Here is a 22342-nt window from a genome sequence, read left to right on the forward strand (position 1 = left end):
ATATAGACTGTTACTGTCAGTAAAATTGACTGTAGCCGACATTACCATTGGCCGTTGCTGTCGCTACCGTCGCCTTTTTTATGATCTCTCCCAGCGACGAGGTTCCTTTTGTTCTAGGACGGTGTACGCTTGAGCGGTTCGAACGAACGTGACGCACAAATGATTGGTGCTGAACTCGGTTTCGTGCTCGCCGCTGGGGTTTTCACGGCGATCGTTTGCGGCGTCGGAGCCGTTCCGGTCTTTTTTGTCGACGAAATCGGCGATCGGCTCACGGTCGTCCTGTGGGGGTTCGCCGGTGGAGTCATGCTGTTCGCATCAGTGTTCGGCTTCGTGTTTGAGGGGCTCGTGGTAGGGACGGCCATTCAGGTCGGCGTCGGTCTTCTCGTCGGCGTCGCGATCGTGATCGCGGCTGATCGAGCGATAAGCGGGTACGAATTCGCACCGAGAGAGATGGCGGCCGCCGATTTCAAGAAGCTCGTATTCATCGTCGGCATTCTCACCGTTCACAGCTTCCCGGAGGGCGTCGCACTCGGCGTGGCGTTCGCCGACCTCGGAATCGAGGGCGATCTCGTCGTCGTCGGTCTCGTTGTTCCGTCCCTGGCGATCTTTATCACCGTCGCGATATCCGTACAGAACCTGCCTGAAGGGCTGGCCATCGCAATCCCGCTAAAGACCTTCGGTGTCCCGAACGCTCGAATCTTCGGGTGGGCCGTCTTCTCGAGCATCCCCCAACCCATCGGGGCCGCCATCGCCTACGCGTTCGTCACTTCCGCCCGCGAGTTTCTCCCCTACGGGTTCGGGTTCGCCGCCGGTGCGATGATCTATCTGGTCCTACATGACATCTTTCCCGACGCCCTCGAGCAAGGTCGCGATGCCGGCCTCACCCGTGGTGGGCGACTCGAGCTGACCGTTGGAATCGTGACGGGTATCGTACTCATGCTTCCAATCATGTTGTTAACCGAATAGTGCGGCGGCCGAAAATTTCGACCGACCGTTCGAGACGGCTGTCGGCCGGTCAGGACGGCTGTCGATCGATCAAGACAGCTGTTTCGACAGCCACTCGAGGTTCGTCGCGATAACGGCGACGACGATGGCCCCGACCGAGATCAGGATCAGGAACGTCGAGACGACGCTCACCATCGGATCCAGCGCCTGCCGGATTTCAGTCCAGGCCAACACCGGGATCGTCTCGGTGTTCGGCGTCGAGAGGAACAGCGCCATCACGAACTCCTGGAGGCTGATGATAAAGGCGAGCAGTGCGCCCACGAAGATTCCATGTTTCACGTTCGGCAGGACGACCTGGACGAACGACCGGATCGGACCGGCTCCCAGGTCGTGTGCCGCGTCTAACTGCTGCCAGTCGAATCGACTGAACACCGATCGCATGACGAAGTAGACGAGCGGCGTCGCCCACAGGGTGTGAGCGAGGACGATGCTCGCGTAGGATCCGCGAAGACCGACCTCGTTGAAGTACATCAACAGGGTGATCCCGAGGATGACCGGCGGGATCAAAAGCGGGATGAGAACGAGCGGTGCTAGGAGCTTACCGAAGGATCCGTCCTCTATCTCCTGTCCGAACGCGCCCATCACGCCGAGCACCGTCGCGGCCAGTGCGGTCCCGAAGCCGACGATGAGACTGTTCGTGAACGCGTTGAGCCAGCGGATGCTCTCGAAGAACTCCCCGTACCACACGAGCGAGAAACTATCCGGCGGGAAGGCGATCCGACCCGATCCGGAGAACGAGGTCACGATGACCACGAGCAAGGGGAGTAGCATGAATACCAGCAACGCCAGGTATCCGGCGCGGAACGCCACGTCTTCGAACGTTTCTCTATGCAAGTTCGAAGTCACCTCCGAAGCGGTTGAGGACGGCAAATAACACGCCGATACAGACGAGCATCAACACGAGCATCACGACCGAGAACGCGGCCGCGAGCGGATACCGGAGCCCCGAGAGCATCAGGTCCTCGACTTGCATCGCAAAGGAGATGCTGTTCGAGAGCAGATCCGGTGCGGCGTAGGCGCCGACGCTCCAGGCGAAGGAGATGACCGACGCGACGATTATACCGGGCATCACCTGTGGCACGACGACCTCAAGCACGGATCGCGGTCGGCTCGCGCCGAGATCGCGCGCGGCTTCGACGACGTGCCAGTCCATCGTCGCCATCACGCTATAAATCGCGAGCACGGCGTAGGGGAGAACGATGTAGGTCTGGCCGATGACGACGCCGACGGTGCTCGGAACGATCTGAATCGAGCTATTGATGATGCCGAGCGAGAGCAGTATCTCGTTGACGGTTCCCGTCGGCGAAAGCAACGGCTGGAACGCGTACGTTCTGATGACCAGCGTCGTTAGCAGTGGGAGAACCACCGAGAACAACAACAGTGACTTGATGAGTCCGTCCGATCGCCAGATGGCGTACGCATAGAAGATGGCGATCACGACGGTGACAAGCGTCACTGCGATTCCGAGCATGAACGAGTACCCAACGATACTCCGTAACAGCCCGGACGTGAAGACGTCTACGTACGCCTGAAGCGTCCACGTTCCCTCGGCGTAGACCAGATCGGATGATTCCTCCGCGAAGCTGATCCGCAACAGGATGAAAAACGGAACGACGAAGACCAGCAACTCGAAGACGATCAGCGGAGCCATCAACAACAGCGCCCGGTTCGATCTGGACTGGTCGGCAATCGGTTCCCAGGCCGACGCGAGCGAACTCGGGAGTACGGAATTCCTCTCGGACATGTTACAGTGAGACCCTCGTTCCGTCCGCGCGGAACGCCAGGACGTCCGCGCCGTTCCAATCGATGCGGATATCGTCTCCGGCGGTTAGCGCGTCGGTACTCGCTCCCGTTCGTTCGACGAACATCGTCGTGCCGTTGCTCGAGACGGAGTATCGAACCGTCGAGCCGCGATAGAGGACGTTCTCGACGGTTCCGATCACCGCATTTGTCGTGCTTCCGTCCGCGAGCACCGTCTGACCGCCGTCGGATTGGGCGCTCACCGGCTGATCGATCGAGAGGATTTCCGGCCGCAGCGAGAGCGTTAGCTCGGCCCCCTCGTCGATGTCGGGCTCTTCGTCCGTCGGAAGAACGATCTCCCGTCCGAGTTCGGTCTCCACGTGGACGGTTTCGGCGGTCACTCTATCGACTTCGCCGTCGATGAAGTTCGTGTCACCGAGGAACCCCTCGATGAATCGGTTCTTCGGGTTCTCGTAGACTTCGTTCGGACTGCCGACCTGAACCAGATTCCCGTCGGCCATGATCCCGATTCGGTCGGCCAGCGTGAAGGCCTCGTCCTGATCGTGCGTGACGTGGACGAACGTCTCCTCTAAGTCCTCGTGAATCTCTCGAAGCTCGATCTGCATGTCCTCACGGAGCCGTTTGTCGAGGTTCGACAGCGGCTCGTCAAGCAACAGAACGTCCGGATTGACTGCGAGCGAACGCGCGAGCGCGACTCGCTGTTTCTGCCCGCCGCTCAAGTTCGTCGGGTCCTCGTCGTCGTAGCTTCCCATCTGGACGCGTTCGAGCATCGCTCGAGCGCGTTCCTCGCGCTCTTCGGCTGGAACGTCTCGCATCTTCAGGCCGAAGGCGACGTTCTCGAGGACCGACTTGTGCGGAAAGAGCGCCCAATCCTGGAACACAGTAGAGGTGTTGCGCTCGTAGGCCGGCCGATCGGTGACGTCGTCTTCGCCGATGGAAATCTCCCCATCGGTCGGCGTCTCGAGGCCGGCGATCATTCGAAGCGTGGTCGATTTGCCGCTGCCGCTCGGTCCGAGCAAACACAGCAGCTCGCCGTCGTTAATTTCGACCGAAACGTCTTCCACGGCGGTTGTCTCCCCGTACTGTTTCTCGAGTTCGCTCAGCGTAATTTCTGACATTGGTTGCTGGTATCGGTTGTCGGCGTCTAGGAGCTCTGCTGGATGCTCGAGATTTCGTCGGAGAGATCGTCGTCGTGCTCGGCGAGGTACTCCCAATCGGGGAACGCGATGTTCTCCGCCTCTTCGGTCGTGGTCGGGAGGTCTTCCTCCATTCCGTCGGCGTAGTCGACGTCCGAGTTGCTGAACGCCAGCGGCGCTTCTTCGGACCACTCCGACTGTACCTCAGCATCCATGAGGAAGTTGATGAACTGTTCTGCCTCGTCTCGTCTGTCGGTGCCGTTGACGACACACCAGTTGTTGAACCAGCCGGTGGTCTGTTCGGGCATCGTGTGGGTCAGCCCGTCGTAGTCGTCGATGACGTTCTCGGTCTGATCGTAGTACCACTGGGCGACGTCGATCGTTTCGTTCTCGAACGCCTGCCAGATGTCTTCGCCGGAGCTGGCCCAGCTATCGACCTCCCAGTCCTCGACCTCCTCGAGGACATCGTCGTGGTACTCCTCGTTGTGCATTTCTTCGGCACCGTCTTCTTCGTCCATGCCGAGTGCGGCGGCGTAGAGCGGGTACCACCAGAAGCCGGTATCAACCCCGATACCCTCGCCGTTTTGGACGGCGTCAGAAGAGAGGTCGCCCCAGCTATCGGGGTCGATATCCATATCTTCGCGGTGGATGATAGTACACGGCGCGCCGTCGATCGGCATGCCGTACTCCGGATCTCGAATCTCCGTATAGAAGTCGATGAGTCCGTCGGCGTTGGGAACGTTTTCCTCACGAATCGGCTCGAAGAGATCGCCCTGCTGACCGTAGTAGTAGAAGTTCCCTTCCGCGACGGTCACGTCGAACGGCGGTTCGTCGTCCGGTGCCGACTGGATGTCGGTGAGGATCTCGTCCCAACCGCGTTGAACGTCGAGTGCGACATCGTATTCGTCCTCGTATAACGGAACCACGCTTTCTTCGAAGTGATCAGCGTAGTTTCCACTCCAGACCATGACGCGCAGTTGGTCCGTGCTGCCGAGGAGCTCCGCACACCCTGCGAGAGCCGTTGCCGAACCCGCTGCCGTAGCCGACAGCAGACGGCGTCGAGACGTCGTTTTCCCCCCAGATTCAGTTGATGACTCTAACTTCGACTCGGATCCATTGGTTGCGACATCCCGTTGTCGGTCTGCACCCATGGTAGGAAGCCTTACCCGGACTCATACATTTAACCGTTGTGAAGTCTGAAGAGCATGCAGACGAACGAATTGGGTCCTGTGAACGGTCGAAAACACATACACTCGGATCGGCAGATCAAAACACCTGTATTAGGCTCGTTACGGGCCATACCGCTCGTCATCTGCCGATGCGGGACGTTCACAAGTGATTCCCCCTCATGCTCGAGTGTTATCACTTGTTACCGTTCCGCACTATCGGCAGCGTTTTTCGGTTCCGTTTTCGCTTCCCACCGCTCGTCGTGGACGATCGTTTCGCGCTCGAGTCGCTCGCGCCACCCCTCGGTCTCGAGTACCGGCTCCTCGGGAAAGCCGGCTTCGGGATACCCCAGGCAGAGATATGCGACCGGTTTGACGTGGGGCGGTATCTCGAGCAATTCCTGTAGTTCGGAGGGATAGAGGACGCTGACCCAGCCCACGCCGACGCCTTCCGCTCGAGCCGCGAGCCAGAGGTTCTGGACGGCCAGACACGTCGAGTACACGTCCGTGCGCTTCATCGAGCTTCGACCCAGTACGTGGGGCGCGCCCCGCGTCGGGTCGCACGTGACACAGATGTTGAGGGGTGACTCGAGAATACCCTCGAGTTTGAGCGCGGCGTACTCGGACTTGCGCGGTTCCTTGTAGCCCGCTTCGGCGGCCGCGATTGCCCGATCCGCGATCGATTTAACCGCCCGTTTCGTCTCCTCGTCGCTGATCACGATCAGGTCCCACGGCTGAGAGAAGCCGACGCTCGGCGCGTGGTGGGCGGCGTCGACGAGTCGCTCGAGAATCCGTTCGGGAATCGGGTCATCTCGAAACCGGCGGATGTCCCGCCGCGCGTAGATCGCTTTGTAAACGGCCTCGCGGTCGGCGTCCGTGAATTCAACCATGCCTTCAGTAGAACAATTTCGGTGGGTGAGAAAGTCGTATCGAAGTGGAATCGCGCTGTGGGGAGTGTCGCGCCTCGCGGATGCTCGTCGGGTTATACGGTCGGTTGTCAGCCATTTCCGGAGCAACCACGAGTCGTCCTTCGGTTGCTCCGGTAAATCGTTAACCGACCGTATCAAACCGAGTGCATCCAGTCTCACTTACGGAATACAGCATCCGAACTCACGGAATTGCACTCACGGAATACAGCTTCCGCGCTCACGAAAGCACGGCACCTGCGCTCACGGAAGCACTGAACCCAGTACCGAACGCACCCGGTAGCCGAACGAATCGCTTTCGTAGCCCTTCCAACGGCGGATTCCGCCGGCCAGCGTCTCTGACTCGTAGCCCTCGTCCTCGAGAATTCGGGTCGCTTTTCGGGCGACGATCCCAGCCTTACAGACCGTGACGACGCGCCGATCCGAATCGAGGTCCTCGAGGTGTTCGCGAAACCCCTGACTCTCACCGTTTCGAAGCTCTCCGTAGACCGGAACGTTTCGACTGCCTTCGATATGGTCGTCCCGAAAGTCGGCGGCCGGTCGAATGTCGAGAACCACTGGGGCGTTGTCGCTCGCGAGTTGCTCGTCCAGCGCCGACGGCGAGATTTTACTCATTGCTCGAGGTGGACGAGCGAGCGTCAAAAGCCTTGAGGATCGTTTCTGGCAGACCGTTTCGTCGGTCGTCACTCCGCGGCTTCGGACGGATCGACGACCTCCTCGGTCGCCGGGTAGACGCCGACCTGATCGCACAGTCCGGCCATCGGACACGCGTCCGGATCCTCGAGACACGCCGGCTTTCGCGCGGTACAGTACTCCCGCCCGAACTGGATCGTCGCGGTGTGGCCGAAGCCGCACTTCGCGGCAGGGATCTCGCGTTCGACGACCTCGCGAACCTCCTCGTGGTCCGCGTCGGGCGGTGCGATTCCGAGCCGTCGGAAGATGCGGTGGACGTGGGTATCGACGGGGAAAACGCCGCCTCGTCCACCGGCGAAGAGCAACACGCAATCGGCGGTTTTCGGTCCGACGCCGCGAACGGAGAGCAAGGTCTCGCGAACCGTCTCCGGCGGCTCGTCCTTGACGAACGCGTCGAACGCCGTCGCGGAGCCGAACTCCGATTCGACCCACTCGGCGGTGTCGATGATTGTCTCTGACTTCTGGTTGTACAACCCCGCAGAACTGATCGTCTCGGCGAGTTCGCTCTGCTCTGCGTTCGCGAGCGCGGTGGCGAGATCCGACACGGTAGCTGGATCGTCGTCAATGCCGTCGGCGTCGTACCGCTCGAGGAGCGCGTCGTGGGCCGGCTGGCTCGCCTTATCGCTCGTGTTCTGGCTCAAAATCGTGCGGACGAGACAGATAAAGGCGTCCTGACCGCCGTAGGTCTTCTGCCAGTACAGTTCGCCGAGTTCGTCGACGACGGCTTCCGCCCGCGTGTCCGCGGTCGCTGGATCGAATTCTGCCGCGATACCGCCACCTTCGAGGCCGCCGCTGATGTTCCGGGACGGTTCCGGATCGTTGGTCATGCACTCGCGTACGCGTCGAGCGCGCAAAACGCCGGTGTATTCGCTCGAGTATGTCGCACACAACGTCACCACGAGACCAGTTACTCCGAACCGCCTCGGGAAACGGTGATCGTTACGATCACGTCTGCGCCGTCCGCGAGCGCAGCAACAAGCTCTCGATCGAATCCCTCCGCCGCGTGCTCCGCCCCGAGCATAATTGTCCGTTCGTCTACGTACTCGCTCGTTCGACCCACCGCACTCCGGTCGCTCGAGAACTCGAGGTCCGGATCGCCCCGTCCCTGTACGACATCACGGTGGCCGTCGGTCTCGAGGGCGACCGTGATCGTCGCCTCGGAGTTTCGGCAGGCCTCGACGAATTCCGGGTCGAAGTCAGCCGGCGCGCGGTCGGCTTCGATCGCGAGGATACAGTCGCCGGCCGGCGTCAGAAAGTCGTCGGTCGAAATTTCGAACGTGCTCGCGTGCTCGGCGCTGACGTGTTCGTGGCCCCGGGCGTGGATAACTTCCTCGAGGGGTGTCGACGTCGCGTTCTCGTCGTCAGTCCGTTTGCCGCCGTCGCTCCGGTCACCGTCGACTGAGTCGTTCATATCGAACGTACCAGCTTAACTCGGAAAATGGGATCGATCGCGAAGTCGTGCCCGCTTGCGGTATCTTCTCGCTTAGACGAGACTCGCGCCGTCGAACTCGCCGCGACTGTACTCGATCTCCATCAGGTCGAGGATCGTCGGCGCGATGTCGTAAAGGTCGGCGTCGTCGATCGTCACGTTCGGATCGTCGACGTACAGCGAGGTGTCGTCGAAGCTGTGCATGCCGTTTCGGGGGCCGGTCGTGAACACATCCGAGTCGGCCTTGAACCCGGACTTGAGGTCGAAGCCGTTCGACGGGATCGCGACCAGATCAGGCGCGATTTCGTCGTGGTCGCCGCGGAAGGCGGCTTCCTTTTCGACGACGCGGTCGACCACTTTTCGGCCATCCGGTCCCTCGAGAGCCTCGAGTTCGGCCTTGAGTTCGTCGCGAACCTCGTCGTACTCCTCCTCGGGGACCGAACCGCGGGGCTCTCGGCCCTCGAGGTTGATGTAGAACCGCCCCGGGATGAACGAGTAGGCCTTGGTGTCGTCGGTGATGTCGCCGAGTTCCTCGGGTTCATCGGTTCGAAACGAGAGCCAGTCGTTCTCTCGAAGCCACTCGTTGAAGTGGACCTCGTGGTCGAGACTCGTAAAGCCGTGGTCGGAGGCGACGATCATCGTGACGTCCTCCGGGAGTGCCTCGCGAAGTTTCCCGATGTAGTCGTCGATTTTCTCGTAGAACTCGAGGAACTCCTCGCGGAACTCGCCGTCTCGCTCGTAGTCTTTGAACAGGAAGTGGTTGACCCGATCGGTCGTCATGAAGACGCCGAAAAAGAGGTCCCAGTCGTCCTGCTCGATGTAGTGTTTGAACGATTCGAAGCGCGCGTCGACCGTCGCGTGTGCGTCCTCGATGAACTCGGCTTTGTCCTCCTGGTGGCCGAGTTTTGGGTTGACGTCGATGCGGTACTCGAAGTCTTCGAGCGTGTCGCGGACGTCGTCCGGATAGGCGGCCTTGTCGAGACCGGGCGAGAGGAATCCGGAGACCATCCGCTGGACGTTGCGCTGTGGGGGGAAGGTGACGGGGACGTTCATGACCGTCGCGTTTCGCCCTTCTTCATGGACGCGGTCCCAGACGCGGTCGGCCTGTACTTCGTTGCCCATCGGAACGTAGGTATCGTAGGTGCCTACTTCACGGTCCTGAAAACCGTAGACACCCGTCTCTCCGGGATTCATTCCCGTCGTCAACGAGGGCCAGCAGGCGCTGGATTCGGGCGGTACGATACTCGAAATCTCGTTTGCGGTCCCGTCGTCTGCCAACGCCGCAAAGTTCGGGAACCGCTCTTCGTTATCCGTGAGAAGACTGTACGGAACACCATCAACTCCGATAAACGCGACTCGAGGGCTTCCATCGCCCCGTAACCGGTCAAACAGACCCATGCGGGGTCGTAGTCCGAGCGCATACAAGAAGGTTCGTTTCCACACACTGTTTTCGAGAACGGCCACGCGGGCTTTGACGCTCGAGAGCAACGGCGAACCGCAGTTACACGCGAGAACGCTACTCCGGCAACTGTTCCGTTCTCGAGGAGGGATAGACCGGATCGAACGTCGACGTCTCGAAAACGTCTCGAAGCAGCACCCGCGACGTAGCGAACGACTTCAGCGTTACTCGGAAACGTCCGGATCGAAGTTCGTCGGAACGATGGTTGGATGCGCCATGCCGACGCCGGCGTCGGTTTCCGCGAGGTCTGAACGCTGGTATCCAACGGGGAACTCTTTGGCTGCCATAACGAGTAGACCAACGGCCCGGCAGTCAATAAAATTACCCATGCTCATAATGCATGAGTGCTCGAGCGTTGATTACTACCGTGAATCAGCGGTTTCTTCCGGGGAGAGCTGGCTCGCCGGTGTGCTCGATTCGGGGTGCATCGTGATAACTGTCTGGAGAAGGACGCCCGTTGAAAAATACGAGGTCGGTTGTGGTCGTCAGAACGACCGCAGTATGGGCGGTCACGACCGCGTCCGATTAGGCGAAGTTCTCTTCGTAGAGGTCCTGTGCGTGTTCGATCGCGTCGTAGGCCGCCTGTCGGTCCTCCCAGCCCAGGGTTTCGACTTCCTTGCCCTCCTCTAAGTTCTTGTACGTCGCGAAGAACTCGTCGATTTCGTCGAGTTGTTGTTGTGGAATGTCCTCGAGGTCCTCGATGTGGTCGTAGCGTGGGTCCTCGGACGGAACGGCGATCACCTTATCGTCCTGCTCGCCGTCGTCGTCCATCTTCATCAGCGCGACGGGACGTGCCTCGATGACGCAGCCGGGGAACGTCTGGTCTTCAACGAGGACGAGCACGTCGAAGGGATCCTCGTCGTCGTAGTACGACTGTGGGATGAAGCCGTAGTCGGAGGGATAGTGGACGTTTGAGTGGAGTACGCGGTCGAGGACGACGCCCGGGACGTCCTTGTCGTACTCGTACTTGTTCCGTTCGCCCTTCAGACATTCGACGACGGCGTAGATCTCTTCGGGCGCGTTCGGTCCGGTTTCTAAGTCTTCCCAGAGGTTTACCATACCGGAACGATTCAGGGTCGATCAAAAAGTACTTTCGTAATCGAACTGGAACCTATACTTGATGGCCACCAGACGAATCGACGAGGTGAGCCGACGAAACCGTCCGAAAGACGTTGATACTGCCGTCGACGGCAGTATATCTGTGCTATCTGGGCGAATAGTTGGCAAGTCTTAAATAGTCTGGTGACATTTACAAATCTATGTCAGAGGCACAAGCAGTTACGGGCGAACAGAGCATTGCACGCGAATTGACCGCGTTCCAGAACAACATTCTCGTTATCCTCGCCAAAGAGCCGATGTACGGGCTGGCGATCAAACGAGAGCTCGAGGACTACTACGGGACCGAAGTGAACCACGGTCGACTTTACCCAAACCTCGACGAACTCGTCGAACTCGGTCTGGTCGAAAAGAGTGAACTCGACAAGCGAACGAACGAGTACTCGCTGACCGACGACGGCTATGACGCCGTCCTCGACGGTATCAACTGGACGCTCTCGAAGGTCGTCACGGGCGACGACCGAGCGGACGAGATCGCCGACATCGTCGAAGACAGCTACTGAAAACGACCTCGTCGAAGACAACGATAACACCGATTTCCAACGGGACGAGACGCGACGTACCGACGACTATCGGGACCGATACTCGGGCACCGGTTCCCCGGCCGTTTCGTAGACGAGTTCGATCGAGCGATCGAGCGCTTCCTGTTGGGCTTCGGACGGCCACGCATTTCTAACGACGTACTCGGTACGGAACTCCGAAAGCTCCGCGGCCGTCGCAGATTCGATCGGTTTCGCGTAGTGGTTACCCATAAAATCCGCGAGCATCGCCGCGTTGTCTCCGTGGACGTCGCCGTGGTCGGCACGAATGTCGTCGACGAGTGTACGGTTTTCCGCGTCGACGGCCTCCCAGTCGTCGGGATCGGCGGCCCCCTCGAGCGGAATTTCGACGGCGCGTCCGAGGTCCTCTATCCGGTCCGTTCTGATGACGCCCGCCTCTTCGTCATGCCACTCCTCGGGGTGAAGAACGAGGACATCGTTGTCCTCCGTTCTGACGCGTGCAGTGTACTCGAGATCCTCGAGGAGCGTTTCTCGCTCGGCTTCGTACGCGGCGGCTTCCTCCTCGTCGGCGGCGCTTCGCTTGAGTCTGGTGAGCCGTTCCGCGTCATCGATCACCGACCTCGGGAGCGGCGGTTCGGTTTCGTCGACCGCGGTGGATTCGTCCGGTTCGGTCTCTGTCCGGCCGTCGTGATCAGTGCGGTTCGATCCGATAGGAACCTCTTCGTTCGAGTCACTCATGCGGCTTACTCGAGAAGTAGGGCGGCCGGCTTTTCAGTTACACGTTGTCGGTGAGAACGAGTGGGTCGCCGTCGCAACAGATCGGTAGAAAAACGATGAGTCAAATCAGGCCTGATCGAGCGCTTCGTTTGCGAGTTCGTCAGCCCTGTTGTTTGCCTCTCGAGGGATGTGTTCTAACGTCCACTCGTCGAATCCCGAGAGTAACTCGAGCGCGGTCACGCGTCGCTCGCGGAGTTCGGGATTGTTTGTATCGTACTCGCCTCGAACTTGTTTGACGATCAGTTCGGAGTCCCCGCGGACGTGTACCTCATCGTAGTCGTAATCGCGTGCAGCCTTCAGGGCGGCGATGAGCGCCTCGTATTCGGCCTGGTTGTTCGTGGCGCGACCGATCGTATTGTTCCCTTCGGCAACGATTCCATCGCTCGTGACGATCACCCAGCCGATTCCTGCGGGACCGGGATTACCTCGTGCACCGCCGTCGAAGTAGACGTGCGCGCGACCGCCGCCCTCGCGGAACAGCGACTCGAGATCCTGTGGGTTCGATCCCTGGATGACGACTTTGTCGTCGTAGGCGATACCCGTCGCATCGCCGCGGCTCGCCCGCCAACGCTCGTGATCCGTGTTTCCGGATTCGACGCTGACGTCAGCTTCCTCGAGCCGTTCGCGCGCCTGCTCGACGTCGCATTCGATGACCGGCATTCGTGAGAACTCGGCCAGATCCGAATAAAGTCTTTCTGGTTTCGAATCGCAAACTTCGTCTATGAGTCCCTCTACCAGGGAATCTCGGTGTTTTGGAGCCATAGTCAAAAAACCCCAACCAAGGATTTATATATGCCTGTGATACTACTATAAAAGTGCGATGACACGGTCCACCCGCCAGCGGGAGCGAACACGTGAGACGGACGAGACCGAGGAACAGGAAGGGGTACGTGCCTGCCCCGAGTGTGAATCGGATAATCTCGTAAAAGACTCCGACCGGGGTGAGCTCATCTGTCAAGACTGTGGGCTCGTCGTGGAAGAAGAGAAAATCGATCCCGGTCCTGAGTGGCGGGCGTTCAACCACCAGGAACGGCAACAGAAGTCCCGCGTCGGCGCGCCGACGACCCAGACGATGCACGACAAGGGACTGACGACGACGATCGACTGGAAGGACAAAGACGCCTACGGACGTTCTATCTCCTCGAAAAAGCGCAGTCAGATGCACCGACTACGCAAGTGGCAAGAACGCATCCGTACCAAAGACGCCGGCGAACGGAATCTCCAGTTCGCACTCAGCGAAATCGACCGAATGGCCTCCGCACTGGGCGTGCCGCGTTCGGTGCGCGAGGTTGCTTCGGTCATCTACCGACGTGCGCTCAAAGAAGACCTCATCCGCGGCCGCTCGATCGAGGGCGTCGCGACGTCTGCGCTGTATGCCGCCTGTCGAAAGGAAGGCATCCCGCGCAGTCTCGAGGAAATTTCAGAAGTCTCACGTGTCGAACGCAAAGAAATCGGGCGAACGTATCGATACATCTCGCAGGAACTCGGCCTCGAGATGCGACCCGTCGACCCGAAAAAGTACGTCCCCCGTTTCTGTTCCGAACTCGAACTCTCCGAAGAAGTCCAGACCAAAGCCAACGAGATCATCGAGAAGACGGCCGAGGAAGGACTCCTCTCGGGGAAGTCACCGACCGGATACGCCGCAGCGGCGATCTACGCGGCTTCACTGCTCTGTAACGAGAAAAAGACCCAGCGAGAGGTCGCAGACGTCGCACAGGTCACCGAAGTGACGATCCGGAACCGCTATCAGGAACAGATCGAAGCGATGGGGATCCACGGCTAACGAACCGTACTCCCGATTTTTTAGCGCTGGTGCGATGGGTACCCAAGAGCGGTATCTATACTATCGGAGAGCTACATTGACGGCTGAATACGGTGACATTGACGGCTGAATAGGATAGCGCATCGCGCGCGACGCCGAGGCAATTCGCGGCGTACCGGATCCCCCAGCGTCCCGATGAATCCGTGTGGTGTCGAGAATCTTCGAGAAATCGAGGGTTTAGTCGTCCTTCCCGACGCTGATGACCTGCAACAGCGAGTAGACGGGAACGCCGTCGATCTCCTCGACGCCCTGTTTGTCCGCAAGCACGACGCAAGCGAGCGGATTGCCGCCGTCGGCACGGATGGCCTCGATGGTCTCTCGCATCGTCGTCCCGCTCGTGATGGTGTCGTCGACGATGTAACAATCACGGTTGCGAATCGTCGCGAAGTTGCGGGAGAACATGCCGCCGAGTTCGTCGATGTCGCCTTCCTCCCACTGGTGTTTCGCCGGCGTGTACGTCCCGAGGTCCGTCTCGAGCTCTCGAGCGACCAGCGTCGCGATCGGACCGCCCGCTTTCTCGATCCCGATCGTGAGATCGACGTCTTCACCGTGTTTGGCGAGGAGGTCGGCCATCGCCGACGCGATCGACTCCATTCGGCCGCTGTCGCGGCCGATGGCGGACCAGTCGACGTGGATGTCCTGCGGACCGCTTCGGGCCGCGCCGTTGGACTGGCCGGAGTCGGACGGCTGCGGTTCCGTATCGCTCCGCTCGACGAGCCAGCTCGCGGTCTCGCGGGAGACGTTCAGTTCGTCTGCGATTTCGCCTTTCGAGAGGCCGCGCGTCGCGAGTTCCGACGCGCTTTCGATGAGGTCGTCGACGTTTTTCATACGCGGAGTTTTGGGCCCCGTTTTTATAGGCGTATCGTCATTCGCGAATGCGGCCGTTACCTTGAGACCTCGCGTACAGAAGTTCCGTTCGTTGACCGTCGCCGAAGGGGGCGACTTCTCCCGGCGTGTTTATTACGCTCCGCTCTTGTAGCGGATTCGCTTCTCGAGCGTCGATAATCGATATCCTTCCGTACGAGCACCGCGAGCGAGACGTATCTGTTCTTCCGCTGATCGGTTTTTCGAGTAACTCGAGGAATTCTGACTGCAGAAAGTCCATTTCGAACGCAAAAACCGACACCGGGCGCAAGCTATATCCCCGCCCGGAATGGTCCGTGAACCATGGCCAGAAAATCTTATCAAGAGAAGCTCACGGAACTCCGTGAGGACGTCTGTTACATGGGTGAGGTCGTCATGGAGCGGCTGCGAATGGGCCTCGACGCCCTAGAGCAGAAAGACCACGATCTCGCGGAGGAGTTGATCAAAGGCGACGGCGAGATCAACCGAATGTATCTCGATCTCGAGCAGGACTGTATCGATCTCCTCGCGCTTCAACAACCCGTCGCGAGCGATCTCCGCTTTATCGCCGCCTCGTTCAAGATCATCACCGACTTAGAGCGCATCGCCGATCTAGCGGTCAACCTCGGGGAGTACAGCATGGAGGCAGAACGCGACCTCTTTCCCGACGTCGACGTGCAGGCGATGGGCGAGCTCACCCTCGAGATGGTCGACGACGCTATCGTCGCCTACGACGAGGAGGACGTCGAGGCGTGTTACGACCTGTCGACCCGCGACGACGAACTCGACCACTTCGCCGAGCGGGCGAGCGAAATCGTCGTTCGCGATCTGATCGAGCGCGAACTCGAGTCGCCCGACGAAGTTGAAACGATCCTGCAGGACGTTTCGCGTCTCCTCCTGACGATTCGCGATCTCGAGCGCGTCGGCGATCACTCGGTCAACATCGCCGCCCGGACGGTCTACATGGTCGAAAACGACGACGAGCTCATCTACTGAGGGCGACAACCGAATTGAACGGATTTCTGTTCACAAGCTTGGCCGAGGAATCTCCACTCACCTGACGATGGTTCGAATCGTGCGTTCGATTCGCACATACGACCTAATTCCAACACGTTCACCCCCACACAGCTATCAATTCGGTGCTCGAATAGGTAACGCATGAGCGATCGAAACGTGATCGAAGAACTCGAGGCACGACTCGAGTTCGTTCCTCGAGAGCGACTGATACTCGGTATTGTGCTCTTGATTCCGCCCCTCACGGTACTGGGAGTCGCCCTGCTCGGTTACGAAATTATGCGGGCGGGCGAACCCCTTCGCGAGGCCGAGGGCGAACGGCTCATCGGTCCCGACCCCGGCTCCGAGGGCGTCTCGAGCGAATACGAGCAGTAACGAGGACTCGTCTCATCCCCTCGTCGGTTCACCGCTTCGTCGCGGCCGTTCGACTCGGCACCCGCGTCAACAACTGCGCCGTATCGAACACGTTTTGTGTCTCGAGGAGCACCTCCGCGGCCCCTCGAACGGTAAAGTCGGCCTCGAGTTCGACGCCGTGACAGCGCGCGTAACACTCGAGCCACGCGTTCATCGCCCGGCGAAGCGCCTTTAGTTCCGATTCGGAGAACGGGACCAGCCGACCGCCGGTTCGCGCCTCCACGTAGAGCCAGATCACTTGGCCGGCACCCTCGCGAAGATAGGTCTCTCCGTCGACCGGCGTCGCCGTCTCGGGATCGAACGTCCGGCGGTCGCGTTCGGCGCGCCGCGCGAGGGCTGCGATTTGCGGACCGTATCGGCTCATTGTCGTGACGGGTCGCTCATTTCGGTGCTCATCTCGAGATCGTTCATCCCTCTCGATACTCGACGCCCTTTCCGCCGCGGGGGTGTTCCCACTCGGTGTCGGCGACGATGGCGCAGGTGCCACACTCCACGCAGGGCTGGGTGTCGAGACTCACGAGCGTCTCCTCGCTTCCATTCGTCTTTACGGTTTCCGATCGATAACAGCCGCCGCCGAAGTCCTCGGCGCTGACCGGACAGGCGTAGACGGCGTCACCGCTCGCCTCGAAGGATTCGTCCTGGAGGCGAATGTGTGGATTTCCGACGTCCGTATCATAGGTCAGGTCGCCGATCCGTTCCTCGAGCGTCGGCGGTTCGACCTCGTTCTCCCAGTGGATCGTTCGGCCGTGTTCCTCGCCGATGATCGACGGGAGCGTCACGTAGCCCGTGCTGGTGTCGGGCAACATCGAAACGAGGAACGGGGAGTTGTACGCCCGTTTCATGGCTCGCTTCGAGAGTGGGTTTCCGACGGCGACGCTTCCAATCGGTGACTCGAGAACGCGATCGACGGCGTTGGCGACGATATCGCGCTCGCCGACGGTTCGGGCCACGTCGTACCGCCGGGGCCGGAGTTTGTCCATCGTCCCGGATCGCTCGAGCATCTTGGCGTAGCGCCGGCCGGCGCTTTCTGGGTCCGAGTTGCCGCGGGAGACGACGAAGGCGTCCGCCGCGAGCGCCCCTGCGCTGACCGCGTGGTTCATCCCCTTGATGATCGGGCCCTGGGCCTGCATCTGGCCCGCCGCGTCGCCGACGAGGACGAGCCGATCGCGGTAGGGCTCTTTGTGCGCGACCTTTTTCGAGTCGGGGACCAACTTTGCGGCGTACTCGCGCTCGCGATACTCGCCTCTGAACCACTGAGCGAGAAGCGGATGGGTGAGCAACGAGTCGAGCAGTTGGTGTGGCTCAGCCTGCTCCGCGACGAGACTGTCCAGGTGAAAAACGGTCCCGATCGAGAGCGAGTCCTCGTTCGTATAGAGAAAGCCCCCGCCCCGAACGTCGTCGAACAGGTCGCCCGAAAAGAGGTGTGCGACGCCTTCCTCGTCGTCGATTTCGAACCGATCGGCTATCGTCTCGCCGTCCATCTCCACGGTCGCTTTCACGCCCTGGAACCACTCGTCGGGCTCGTCCCAGTCCATCAGTCTCGCGTCTCGAGCGAGTTCCGAGTTCACGCCGTCGGCCGCGACGATGACATCCGCCGTGATCGGATCGAGTTCGTCGCAGGTAACCCCGACGATCTCGCCGTTTTCGCGCAGAAGGCCGTTGACTCGAACGTCCGTCAGGACCCCGCCGCCCGTCTCGCTCGTCTTCTCGTGAACTCGTTGCTCGAGCCAGGAGTCCATCGGTCGCCGAAGCACGGCGTCGCACCAGTCGGTATCGTGCTCGTGGAGGTCGGTCAGGTCGTAGGTCTTGACCTTGTTCCCGGCGATGTTGTGGATCTTGTAGTCTGTGACCGGCCGTTCGCTTGCTTCCTCGCGGAAGTTCTCGAAGAGGTCGTCGATCGTGTACGGTGCCGAGTCCTCGGCGTAGATCAGCCCGCCGGAGACGTTCTTCGAACCGGCTTCGGTGCCGCGCTCGAGGACGAGCGTCTCGACTCCGTGATCTGCGAATCTCGCCGCGGCGGCGGCTCCACCGGGTCCACAGCCGACGACGACGGCCTCGTAGTGTTCGTACTCTTGACCGGCCTGGTCGGATTCACTGGCCGCCATCAGTCGTCACCTCCGTTCGCGTCGGTCGCTTCGTTCTCCGCGTTCGAACCGCGGTCGTCGCCGCCAGCACCATCTCCAGCGTTGATACCGTCGCCGCCGTCCGCGACTGCCTCGAGTTCGAAATCGCCCGATTCGACCGCCGCCGTGAGTTGCGGGAGTACCTCGAAAAGGTCTCCCTCGATGAAGTAATCACTGAAGTCCCTGATTCTCGCGTCCGTGTCCGTGTTTATCGTCACGATCGTATCCGACTCGTCCATCCCGACCTTGTGCTGGACGGCACCCGAGACGCCCGCCGCGATGTAGAGGTCGGGTGCAACGACCTGGCCCGTCTCGCCGATCTGTCGCTCCTCCTTGGAGTAACGCTCGACGTGGCCCTCGAACTGGTAGGAGGAGGTGACGATCCCGCGCGTAATTCCGAGCACGGCGTCCTCGAACGCGTCGACCAGCTCGAGGCCGAGTTCCATCCCCCCGGTGGGGTCGTCGCCGATCCCTCGACCCAGACAGACGATCACGTCGTGGCCGGTCAGATCGATCCCTTCCTCGAGTTGGTCGTATTCGGTAATCTCGACCGAGAACCAGTCCTCGTCGAGGTCCATGTCGTGTTCGACGACGAGCCCCTCTCTGTCGGCGTCGGGCTCCATCGGCTCGAAGCTCCCCGGGATGATCGACGCGCCTTGCGGGTGAAAATCCCGGCCGGGGTTGTCCAGACAGAGGATTGTCGAGTACTCGAAGCCCGAGAAGTCCGGCCGCTTCATGTGGAGGACCTTCTCGAAAGTCTTCTTGACGCCGGGTTCGCCTGTCTTCACCGGGTTCGAGACCTCCTCTTCTTCGATGAAGAGGTCCGAACAGTCCGACGCGAGCCCGGAGTCGAGTTCGGCTTGCACCTTCGCCGAGAGGTCCCGGCCGTTGTTCGTCGCCGGGAACAGGACGTACCGCGGTTCGTCGTACTCGCGCCAGTCCGTGCTCTCGACCGTGCCCTCCCCGCGAGCCATGTGCGCCGAGACTTCGGTGTAGGGCTTGTGCAGGAATCGCTCGAGTCGCTCGTCGTCATGGTAGATGGCGACGTCCGCGCCGTAGGCGATACACTCCTCGGCGAGTCCCTCGCAGTCCTCGCCCATGAGAAACGCGACGACGCGTTCGTCGTCCCCATACTCGTCCTCGAACTCGTCCATCAGCGTGCGAGCCTTGCCGAGCATCTCCTTCGAGACCTCGAGCAACTCGCCTTGCTGGGTTTCACAGAAGACCCACATGTCCTCGTAGTCGCCGCCGTCGAGTGCGCGCACGTGACGTTTGTCTCGAGTCGGGTGTGAGAGAGCGTCGTCTTCTTCAGGTGATTCTTCGTCGGCGTCTTCGCTTTCAGCTTCCTCTGATTCCTCGAGTTCCTCGCCTTCGGCTTCCTCGCCGACGTCTTCTTTCGTCTCCTCGTACTCCCCTTCGGTTTCGTCGTCCGTTTCGACGCCTGATTCCAACTGTTCGTCGAGATCCTCGAGTCGTTTGTGAACGGCTTCGCGTGCGGTCTTTCGATCTTGTCCAGCTCGTTCGGCCTCGAGCACCGCGTTCAGTTCTTCGGTATCATCGATCGTCTCGAGTTCCTCCGTCAGATCGTCGATCGTGTGTTCTTCCGGATCGATTCCCATTCTCAGTCACCCCCGGCGTACGGTTGGAGTTCCTCGAGTACCCGTTCCATCCCTTCGCCATCATCTGGTTCAATCATCGTCGCTTCGCGTTCGGAGGGCGCCTTCGGAATCGGATCGACCGACGAGACGATGGTCGGCGAGCCGTCGAGGCCGATGTAATCCGGATCGAGATTTAGATCTTCGTGGTTCCACGTCGTGAGGTGGGCCTCGTGATCGGCGGCTCGTTCCTCGGTCTCTCCGCGGAGCCGTTTGTGAGTCAGCCGATGGGAGGCTTTGCGGTAGGTCGGCGAAAATTCCGGATCGGCGATGACCATACACGGTAACGGCGCTTCGACAGTCTCGATCTCGTCTACGTCGCCCTCGACGAGGCGCTTCGCCCGAAGCACACGCTCGTCGGGGTCGATATCCAGCGCGAGCACGTGCGTCACGATCGGCCGCTCGAGCGCCCAGGCGGTTTGCGGACCGGTTTGGCCAGTCTCCCCGTCAGCCGTCTTGAAACCGGCGAAGATCAGATCGATCTCTGCGACCGTCTCCTGGTACTTCTCGAGTGCCGAACAGAGCGTTATCGCCGTCGCCCAGGTGTCCGACGCCGCGAGTTCCCGATCTGATAGCAGGTAGCTGTCGTCGGCGTACACCGACTCCATCGCCTCCTCGAGAACGCTCGCGTACCCTGGCGGGCCCATGCTCATCCCGCTCACGTGGCCGCCGTGGCGAACCTTCGTCTGCAGGGCGGCCTCCAGGGCCACCTCGTCGTTGGGGTTCATCACCGTCGGCGTCTTCCCGCGCTCTAAGTGCCCCTCCTCGTTGAAGGAAACGGCACCCTCCGAGAAGTCGGGGACGCCTTTCGTCAGCACGACGGATCGCATGCGTCCCTCCATGTCTGTGGTATGTGTATCCGTGACATAACTCACCTTACTCTATCGTAACTAGTACTATTAAGAATGTGGGTGAGAATCACCACCGGAAAGACATCGAGACGCCGATTTTGCGGATCGGCGTGAGAAGCCGGTCGAACGCTCCGTCGAGATCGGCTCGTGACCGTTCGGTGTAACCGGCTCGCCGTGAACGGCCCGACGGAGTGTCGTTGCCCGAACCGTCTCGCTTCTCCGAGAGGGGCCGACGCGCTTTTGCCGGTCTTTCCGCTCGAGTTCGCTCGGGCACTCGCCCGCGTTCGGATCGATCGCTCGAGCGAAAAATTCGTCTACTCTGGGTCCCGTTCGGTCGTCCCCATCGAAATTTCGCCGTCCGCACGAATCGTCCCGTCGACCTCCGCTCGAGGTGCGATATCGAGCGTGTCACACGAGACGTCGCCGAGTACGCGAACGTTTTTCTCGAGGATGACATCGCCATCTCGCGTCGTCAGATCGCCGTGAATTCGAGTGCCGCTCCCGACGGTGACATCTCCTCGAGCGCGGAGGCTCCCGAAGACGTTGCAGTCTTCATCGACGTCGATCGTCTCGGCTCGCACGTTTCCGTGGAGTCGACAGTTCGACCCGATTCGTGCGGGCGTTGAAACGCGCCAGGCGTCGTCGTTGACCGTAGCGTTGCGCGGGATAACCAGCGGATCTGCTTCGACCTCCTCCTCTTCGTCGACCATCTCGGAAATGAGCTTCTGAGCAGCGTCGTCCTCGCCAATTAACAGGAGGTGCTTGAGGTAGACGAACAGAAACACGATGGTCGGCATCGGATTCCGGATTACGATCCAGCCGTTGGCCTCGAAGCCCTCCTCGATGTCGACGTCGTCGCCGATATCTAAGTCACCGGCGACTTTCAGTTCCCCGTTGATATGAACGCGTTCGCCGAGATAGGCGTCCTGCCCGACGAGCACGTCGTCGTCGATGTCACACCACATGTCGAGCCGACAGTCGCCTTCGGCTTCGATTGCGCCGTCAACCTCGACGTTCTCGCCCAGCAGTACGTTCCTGCCACGGACGCCGAACTCGATGGTCGAGCGACCGCCGACGAGAACGTCCCCGTCGGTCACGAGGTCGACTTCTTTGGCTTCCGTCCCGTCGGGAACGACGAGTTCATCGAGCGGATCCCTACTGAAGGCCACACTCGCAACGAATGTGGCCCCCCGGTATTAAACCTCTCGCGCCGTCCGCCGTTCGTCAGACGAAGCTGTCAATTTGTTACCTTCTTGTCGCCGATTGCCGCCGATCGCGATTCCACAGTTCGGTGTCAAAACCTGGCCGGCGAGAATTCCCGACTAGCCGCCCGATCAGCGAGGTCCCGGACTACCGACTCGAGTGATCGACGAGCCGACGCCACGAAAGCGCAGTCGCCCTGCTTTTAATCCACCGCCGCATACAGTCAGCTATGACAACGCTTGCGTTCGACGACACCGGCGTCGATGTCGTCTACGAAGGAACGGAGTTTCGCCTCGAGCAGGAACTCATCGAAGAGGCGACCGAAAAGTCCTACTACGACGTCACCGACCACGAAGTGTTACAGATCGTCGCCGAACAGCCGGACCTGCAGGGCGAGCCGCGACGAATCGGAGACATTATCGACTGAGCGAGCAGGCGGGGCAGCGCCA

At 60.5% G+C, this 22342-nt stretch carries 25 protein-coding genes; 6 read left to right on the forward strand and 19 right to left on the reverse strand.

What is annotated here, in order from left to right:
• Positions 1 to 159 precede the first annotated feature (159 nt).
• Positions 160 to 966 (forward strand): ZIP family metal transporter, encoded by an 807-nt coding sequence (locus QNM96_RS06080; protein ID WP_283835129.1) that lies wholly within the window; start codon positions 160 to 162, stop codon positions 964 to 966.
• A gap of 69 nt (positions 967 to 1035) precedes the next feature.
• Here the strand turns inward: QNM96_RS06080 and QNM96_RS06085 are convergent, their stop codons facing one another.
• The 11 genes from QNM96_RS06085 to QNM96_RS06135 all read right to left on the reverse strand — a co-directional run bounded on the left by QNM96_RS06085 (position 1036) and on the right by QNM96_RS06135 (position 10634).
• The gene (locus QNM96_RS06085) at positions 1036 to 1839 is read right to left on the reverse strand and encodes an ABC transporter permease (RefSeq protein WP_283835130.1); all 804 of its coding nucleotides are present in this window, start codon (positions 1837 to 1839) and stop codon (positions 1036 to 1038) included.
• On the reverse strand, positions 1832 to 2749 hold the full coding sequence (locus tag QNM96_RS06090; RefSeq protein ID WP_283835131.1) for an ABC transporter permease: 918 nt from the start codon (positions 2747 to 2749) through the stop codon (positions 1832 to 1834). Before QNM96_RS06090 ends, QNM96_RS06085 begins: the two co-directional genes overlap by 8 nt.
• A gap of 1 nt (position 2750) precedes the next feature.
• Positions 2751 to 3884 (reverse strand): ABC transporter ATP-binding protein, encoded by a 1134-nt coding sequence (locus QNM96_RS06095; protein ID WP_283835132.1) that lies wholly within the window; start codon positions 3882 to 3884, stop codon positions 2751 to 2753.
• Between the two features lie 26 nt (positions 3885 to 3910).
• Positions 3911 to 5053: an extracellular solute-binding protein gene (locus QNM96_RS06100; protein ID WP_283835133.1), complete on the reverse strand. Its 1143-nt coding sequence runs from the start codon at positions 5051 to 5053 to the stop codon at positions 3911 to 3913.
• A 218-nt stretch (positions 5054 to 5271) separates the two neighbouring features.
• Positions 5272 to 5958, reverse strand: a complete 687-nt coding sequence (bluB, locus tag QNM96_RS06105; RefSeq protein WP_283835134.1) for a 5,6-dimethylbenzimidazole synthase — start codon at positions 5956 to 5958, stop codon at positions 5272 to 5274.
• Positions 5959 to 6237: 279 nt separating this feature from the next.
• Complete coding sequence (locus tag QNM96_RS06110; RefSeq protein ID WP_283835135.1) at positions 6238 to 6609, reverse strand: rhodanese-like domain-containing protein; 372 nt, start codon at positions 6607 to 6609, stop codon at positions 6238 to 6240.
• Positions 6610 to 6677: 68 nt separating this feature from the next.
• Positions 6678 to 7514, reverse strand: coding sequence for an endonuclease III (gene nth, locus QNM96_RS06115; protein ID WP_283835136.1), 837 nt, complete (start codon positions 7512 to 7514; stop codon positions 6678 to 6680).
• Positions 7515 to 7594: 80 nt separating this feature from the next.
• Positions 7595 to 8098, reverse strand: a complete 504-nt coding sequence (locus QNM96_RS06120; RefSeq protein WP_283835137.1) for a DUF371 domain-containing protein — start codon at positions 8096 to 8098, stop codon at positions 7595 to 7597.
• Between the two features lie 72 nt (positions 8099 to 8170).
• Positions 8171 to 9514, reverse strand: coding sequence for an alkaline phosphatase family protein (locus tag QNM96_RS06125; RefSeq protein WP_283835138.1), 1344 nt, complete (start codon positions 9512 to 9514; stop codon positions 8171 to 8173).
• A 225-nt stretch (positions 9515 to 9739) separates the two neighbouring features.
• Positions 9740 to 9862, reverse strand: coding sequence for a hypothetical protein (locus tag QNM96_RS06130; protein ID WP_283835139.1), 123 nt, complete (start codon positions 9860 to 9862; stop codon positions 9740 to 9742).
• 238 nt (positions 9863 to 10100) lie between these two features.
• Positions 10101 to 10634: an inorganic diphosphatase gene (locus QNM96_RS06135; RefSeq protein ID WP_283835140.1), complete on the reverse strand. Its 534-nt coding sequence runs from the start codon at positions 10632 to 10634 to the stop codon at positions 10101 to 10103.
• Between the two features lie 200 nt (positions 10635 to 10834).
• Here QNM96_RS06135 and QNM96_RS06140 point away from each other — a divergent pair, with 200 nt between their 5' ends.
• A complete protein-coding gene (locus tag QNM96_RS06140) occupies positions 10835 to 11194 on the forward strand; it encodes a PadR family transcriptional regulator (protein ID WP_283835141.1) in 360 nt (119 codons plus the stop codon).
• Positions 11195 to 11260: 66 nt separating this feature from the next.
• Here the strand turns inward: QNM96_RS06140 and QNM96_RS06145 are convergent, their stop codons facing one another.
• Positions 11261 to 11929 carry a rnhA operon protein gene (locus QNM96_RS06145; RefSeq protein WP_283835142.1) on the reverse strand — a complete coding sequence of 223 codons (669 nt, stop codon included), beginning with the start codon at positions 11927 to 11929 and terminating at the stop codon, positions 11261 to 11263.
• A gap of 105 nt (positions 11930 to 12034) precedes the next feature.
• Positions 12035 to 12628, reverse strand: coding sequence for a ribonuclease HI (gene rnhA, locus QNM96_RS06150; protein ID WP_283835143.1), 594 nt, complete (start codon positions 12626 to 12628; stop codon positions 12035 to 12037).
• Between the two features lie 160 nt (positions 12629 to 12788).
• On the opposite strand from rnhA, the gene QNM96_RS06155 reads away from it, so the two are divergent.
• Complete coding sequence (locus tag QNM96_RS06155; RefSeq protein ID WP_049953109.1) at positions 12789 to 13751, forward strand: transcription initiation factor IIB; 963 nt, start codon at positions 12789 to 12791, stop codon at positions 13749 to 13751.
• A 216-nt stretch (positions 13752 to 13967) separates the two neighbouring features.
• Here QNM96_RS06155 and gfcR read toward each other — a convergent pair whose 3' ends face one another.
• Complete coding sequence (gfcR, locus tag QNM96_RS06160; RefSeq protein ID WP_283835144.1) at positions 13968 to 14618, reverse strand: transcriptional regulator GfcR; 651 nt, start codon at positions 14616 to 14618, stop codon at positions 13968 to 13970.
• Positions 14619 to 14957: 339 nt separating this feature from the next.
• Here gfcR and phoU point away from each other — a divergent pair, with 339 nt between their 5' ends.
• On the forward strand, positions 14958 to 15629 hold the full coding sequence (phoU, locus tag QNM96_RS06165) for a phosphate signaling complex protein PhoU (RefSeq protein WP_283835145.1): 672 nt from the start codon (positions 14958 to 14960) through the stop codon (positions 15627 to 15629).
• A 162-nt stretch (positions 15630 to 15791) separates the two neighbouring features.
• Positions 15792 to 16022, forward strand: coding sequence for a hypothetical protein (locus QNM96_RS06170; RefSeq protein WP_283835146.1), 231 nt, complete (start codon positions 15792 to 15794; stop codon positions 16020 to 16022).
• Positions 16023 to 16050: 28 nt separating this feature from the next.
• On the opposite strand, the gene QNM96_RS06175 is transcribed toward QNM96_RS06170, so the two are convergent.
• From QNM96_RS06175 to QNM96_RS06195, 5 genes are all read right to left on the reverse strand, one after another.
• Positions 16051 to 16425, reverse strand: coding sequence for a hypothetical protein (locus QNM96_RS06175; protein WP_283835147.1), 375 nt, complete (start codon positions 16423 to 16425; stop codon positions 16051 to 16053).
• 43 nt (positions 16426 to 16468) lie between these two features.
• Positions 16469 to 18166: an FAD-dependent oxidoreductase gene (locus tag QNM96_RS06180; RefSeq protein ID WP_283835148.1), complete on the reverse strand. Its 1698-nt coding sequence runs from the start codon at positions 18164 to 18166 to the stop codon at positions 16469 to 16471.
• Positions 18166 to 19803, reverse strand: coding sequence for an electron transfer flavoprotein subunit alpha/FixB family protein (locus QNM96_RS06185; RefSeq protein ID WP_283835149.1), 1638 nt, complete (start codon positions 19801 to 19803; stop codon positions 18166 to 18168). Before QNM96_RS06185 ends, QNM96_RS06180 begins: the two co-directional genes overlap by 1 nt.
• A 2-nt stretch (positions 19804 to 19805) precedes the next feature.
• The gene (locus tag QNM96_RS06190; RefSeq protein WP_283835150.1) at positions 19806 to 20669 is read right to left on the reverse strand and encodes an electron transfer flavoprotein subunit beta/FixA family protein; all 864 of its coding nucleotides are present in this window, start codon (positions 20667 to 20669) and stop codon (positions 19806 to 19808) included.
• 335 nt (positions 20670 to 21004) lie between these two features.
• Positions 21005 to 21859, reverse strand: a complete 855-nt coding sequence (locus QNM96_RS06195) for a polymer-forming cytoskeletal protein (protein WP_283835151.1) — start codon at positions 21857 to 21859, stop codon at positions 21005 to 21007.
• 263 nt (positions 21860 to 22122) lie between these two features.
• Here QNM96_RS06195 and QNM96_RS06200 point away from each other — a divergent pair, with 263 nt between their 5' ends.
• On the forward strand, positions 22123 to 22320 hold the full coding sequence (locus tag QNM96_RS06200) for a DUF5800 family protein (RefSeq protein ID WP_283835152.1): 198 nt from the start codon (positions 22123 to 22125) through the stop codon (positions 22318 to 22320).
• Positions 22321 to 22342 lie beyond the last annotated feature (22 nt).

This window comes from Halostagnicola sp. A-GB9-2 (genome assembly GCF_030068615.1).
Taxonomy (GTDB): domain Archaea; phylum Halobacteriota; class Halobacteria; order Halobacteriales; family Natrialbaceae; genus Halostagnicola.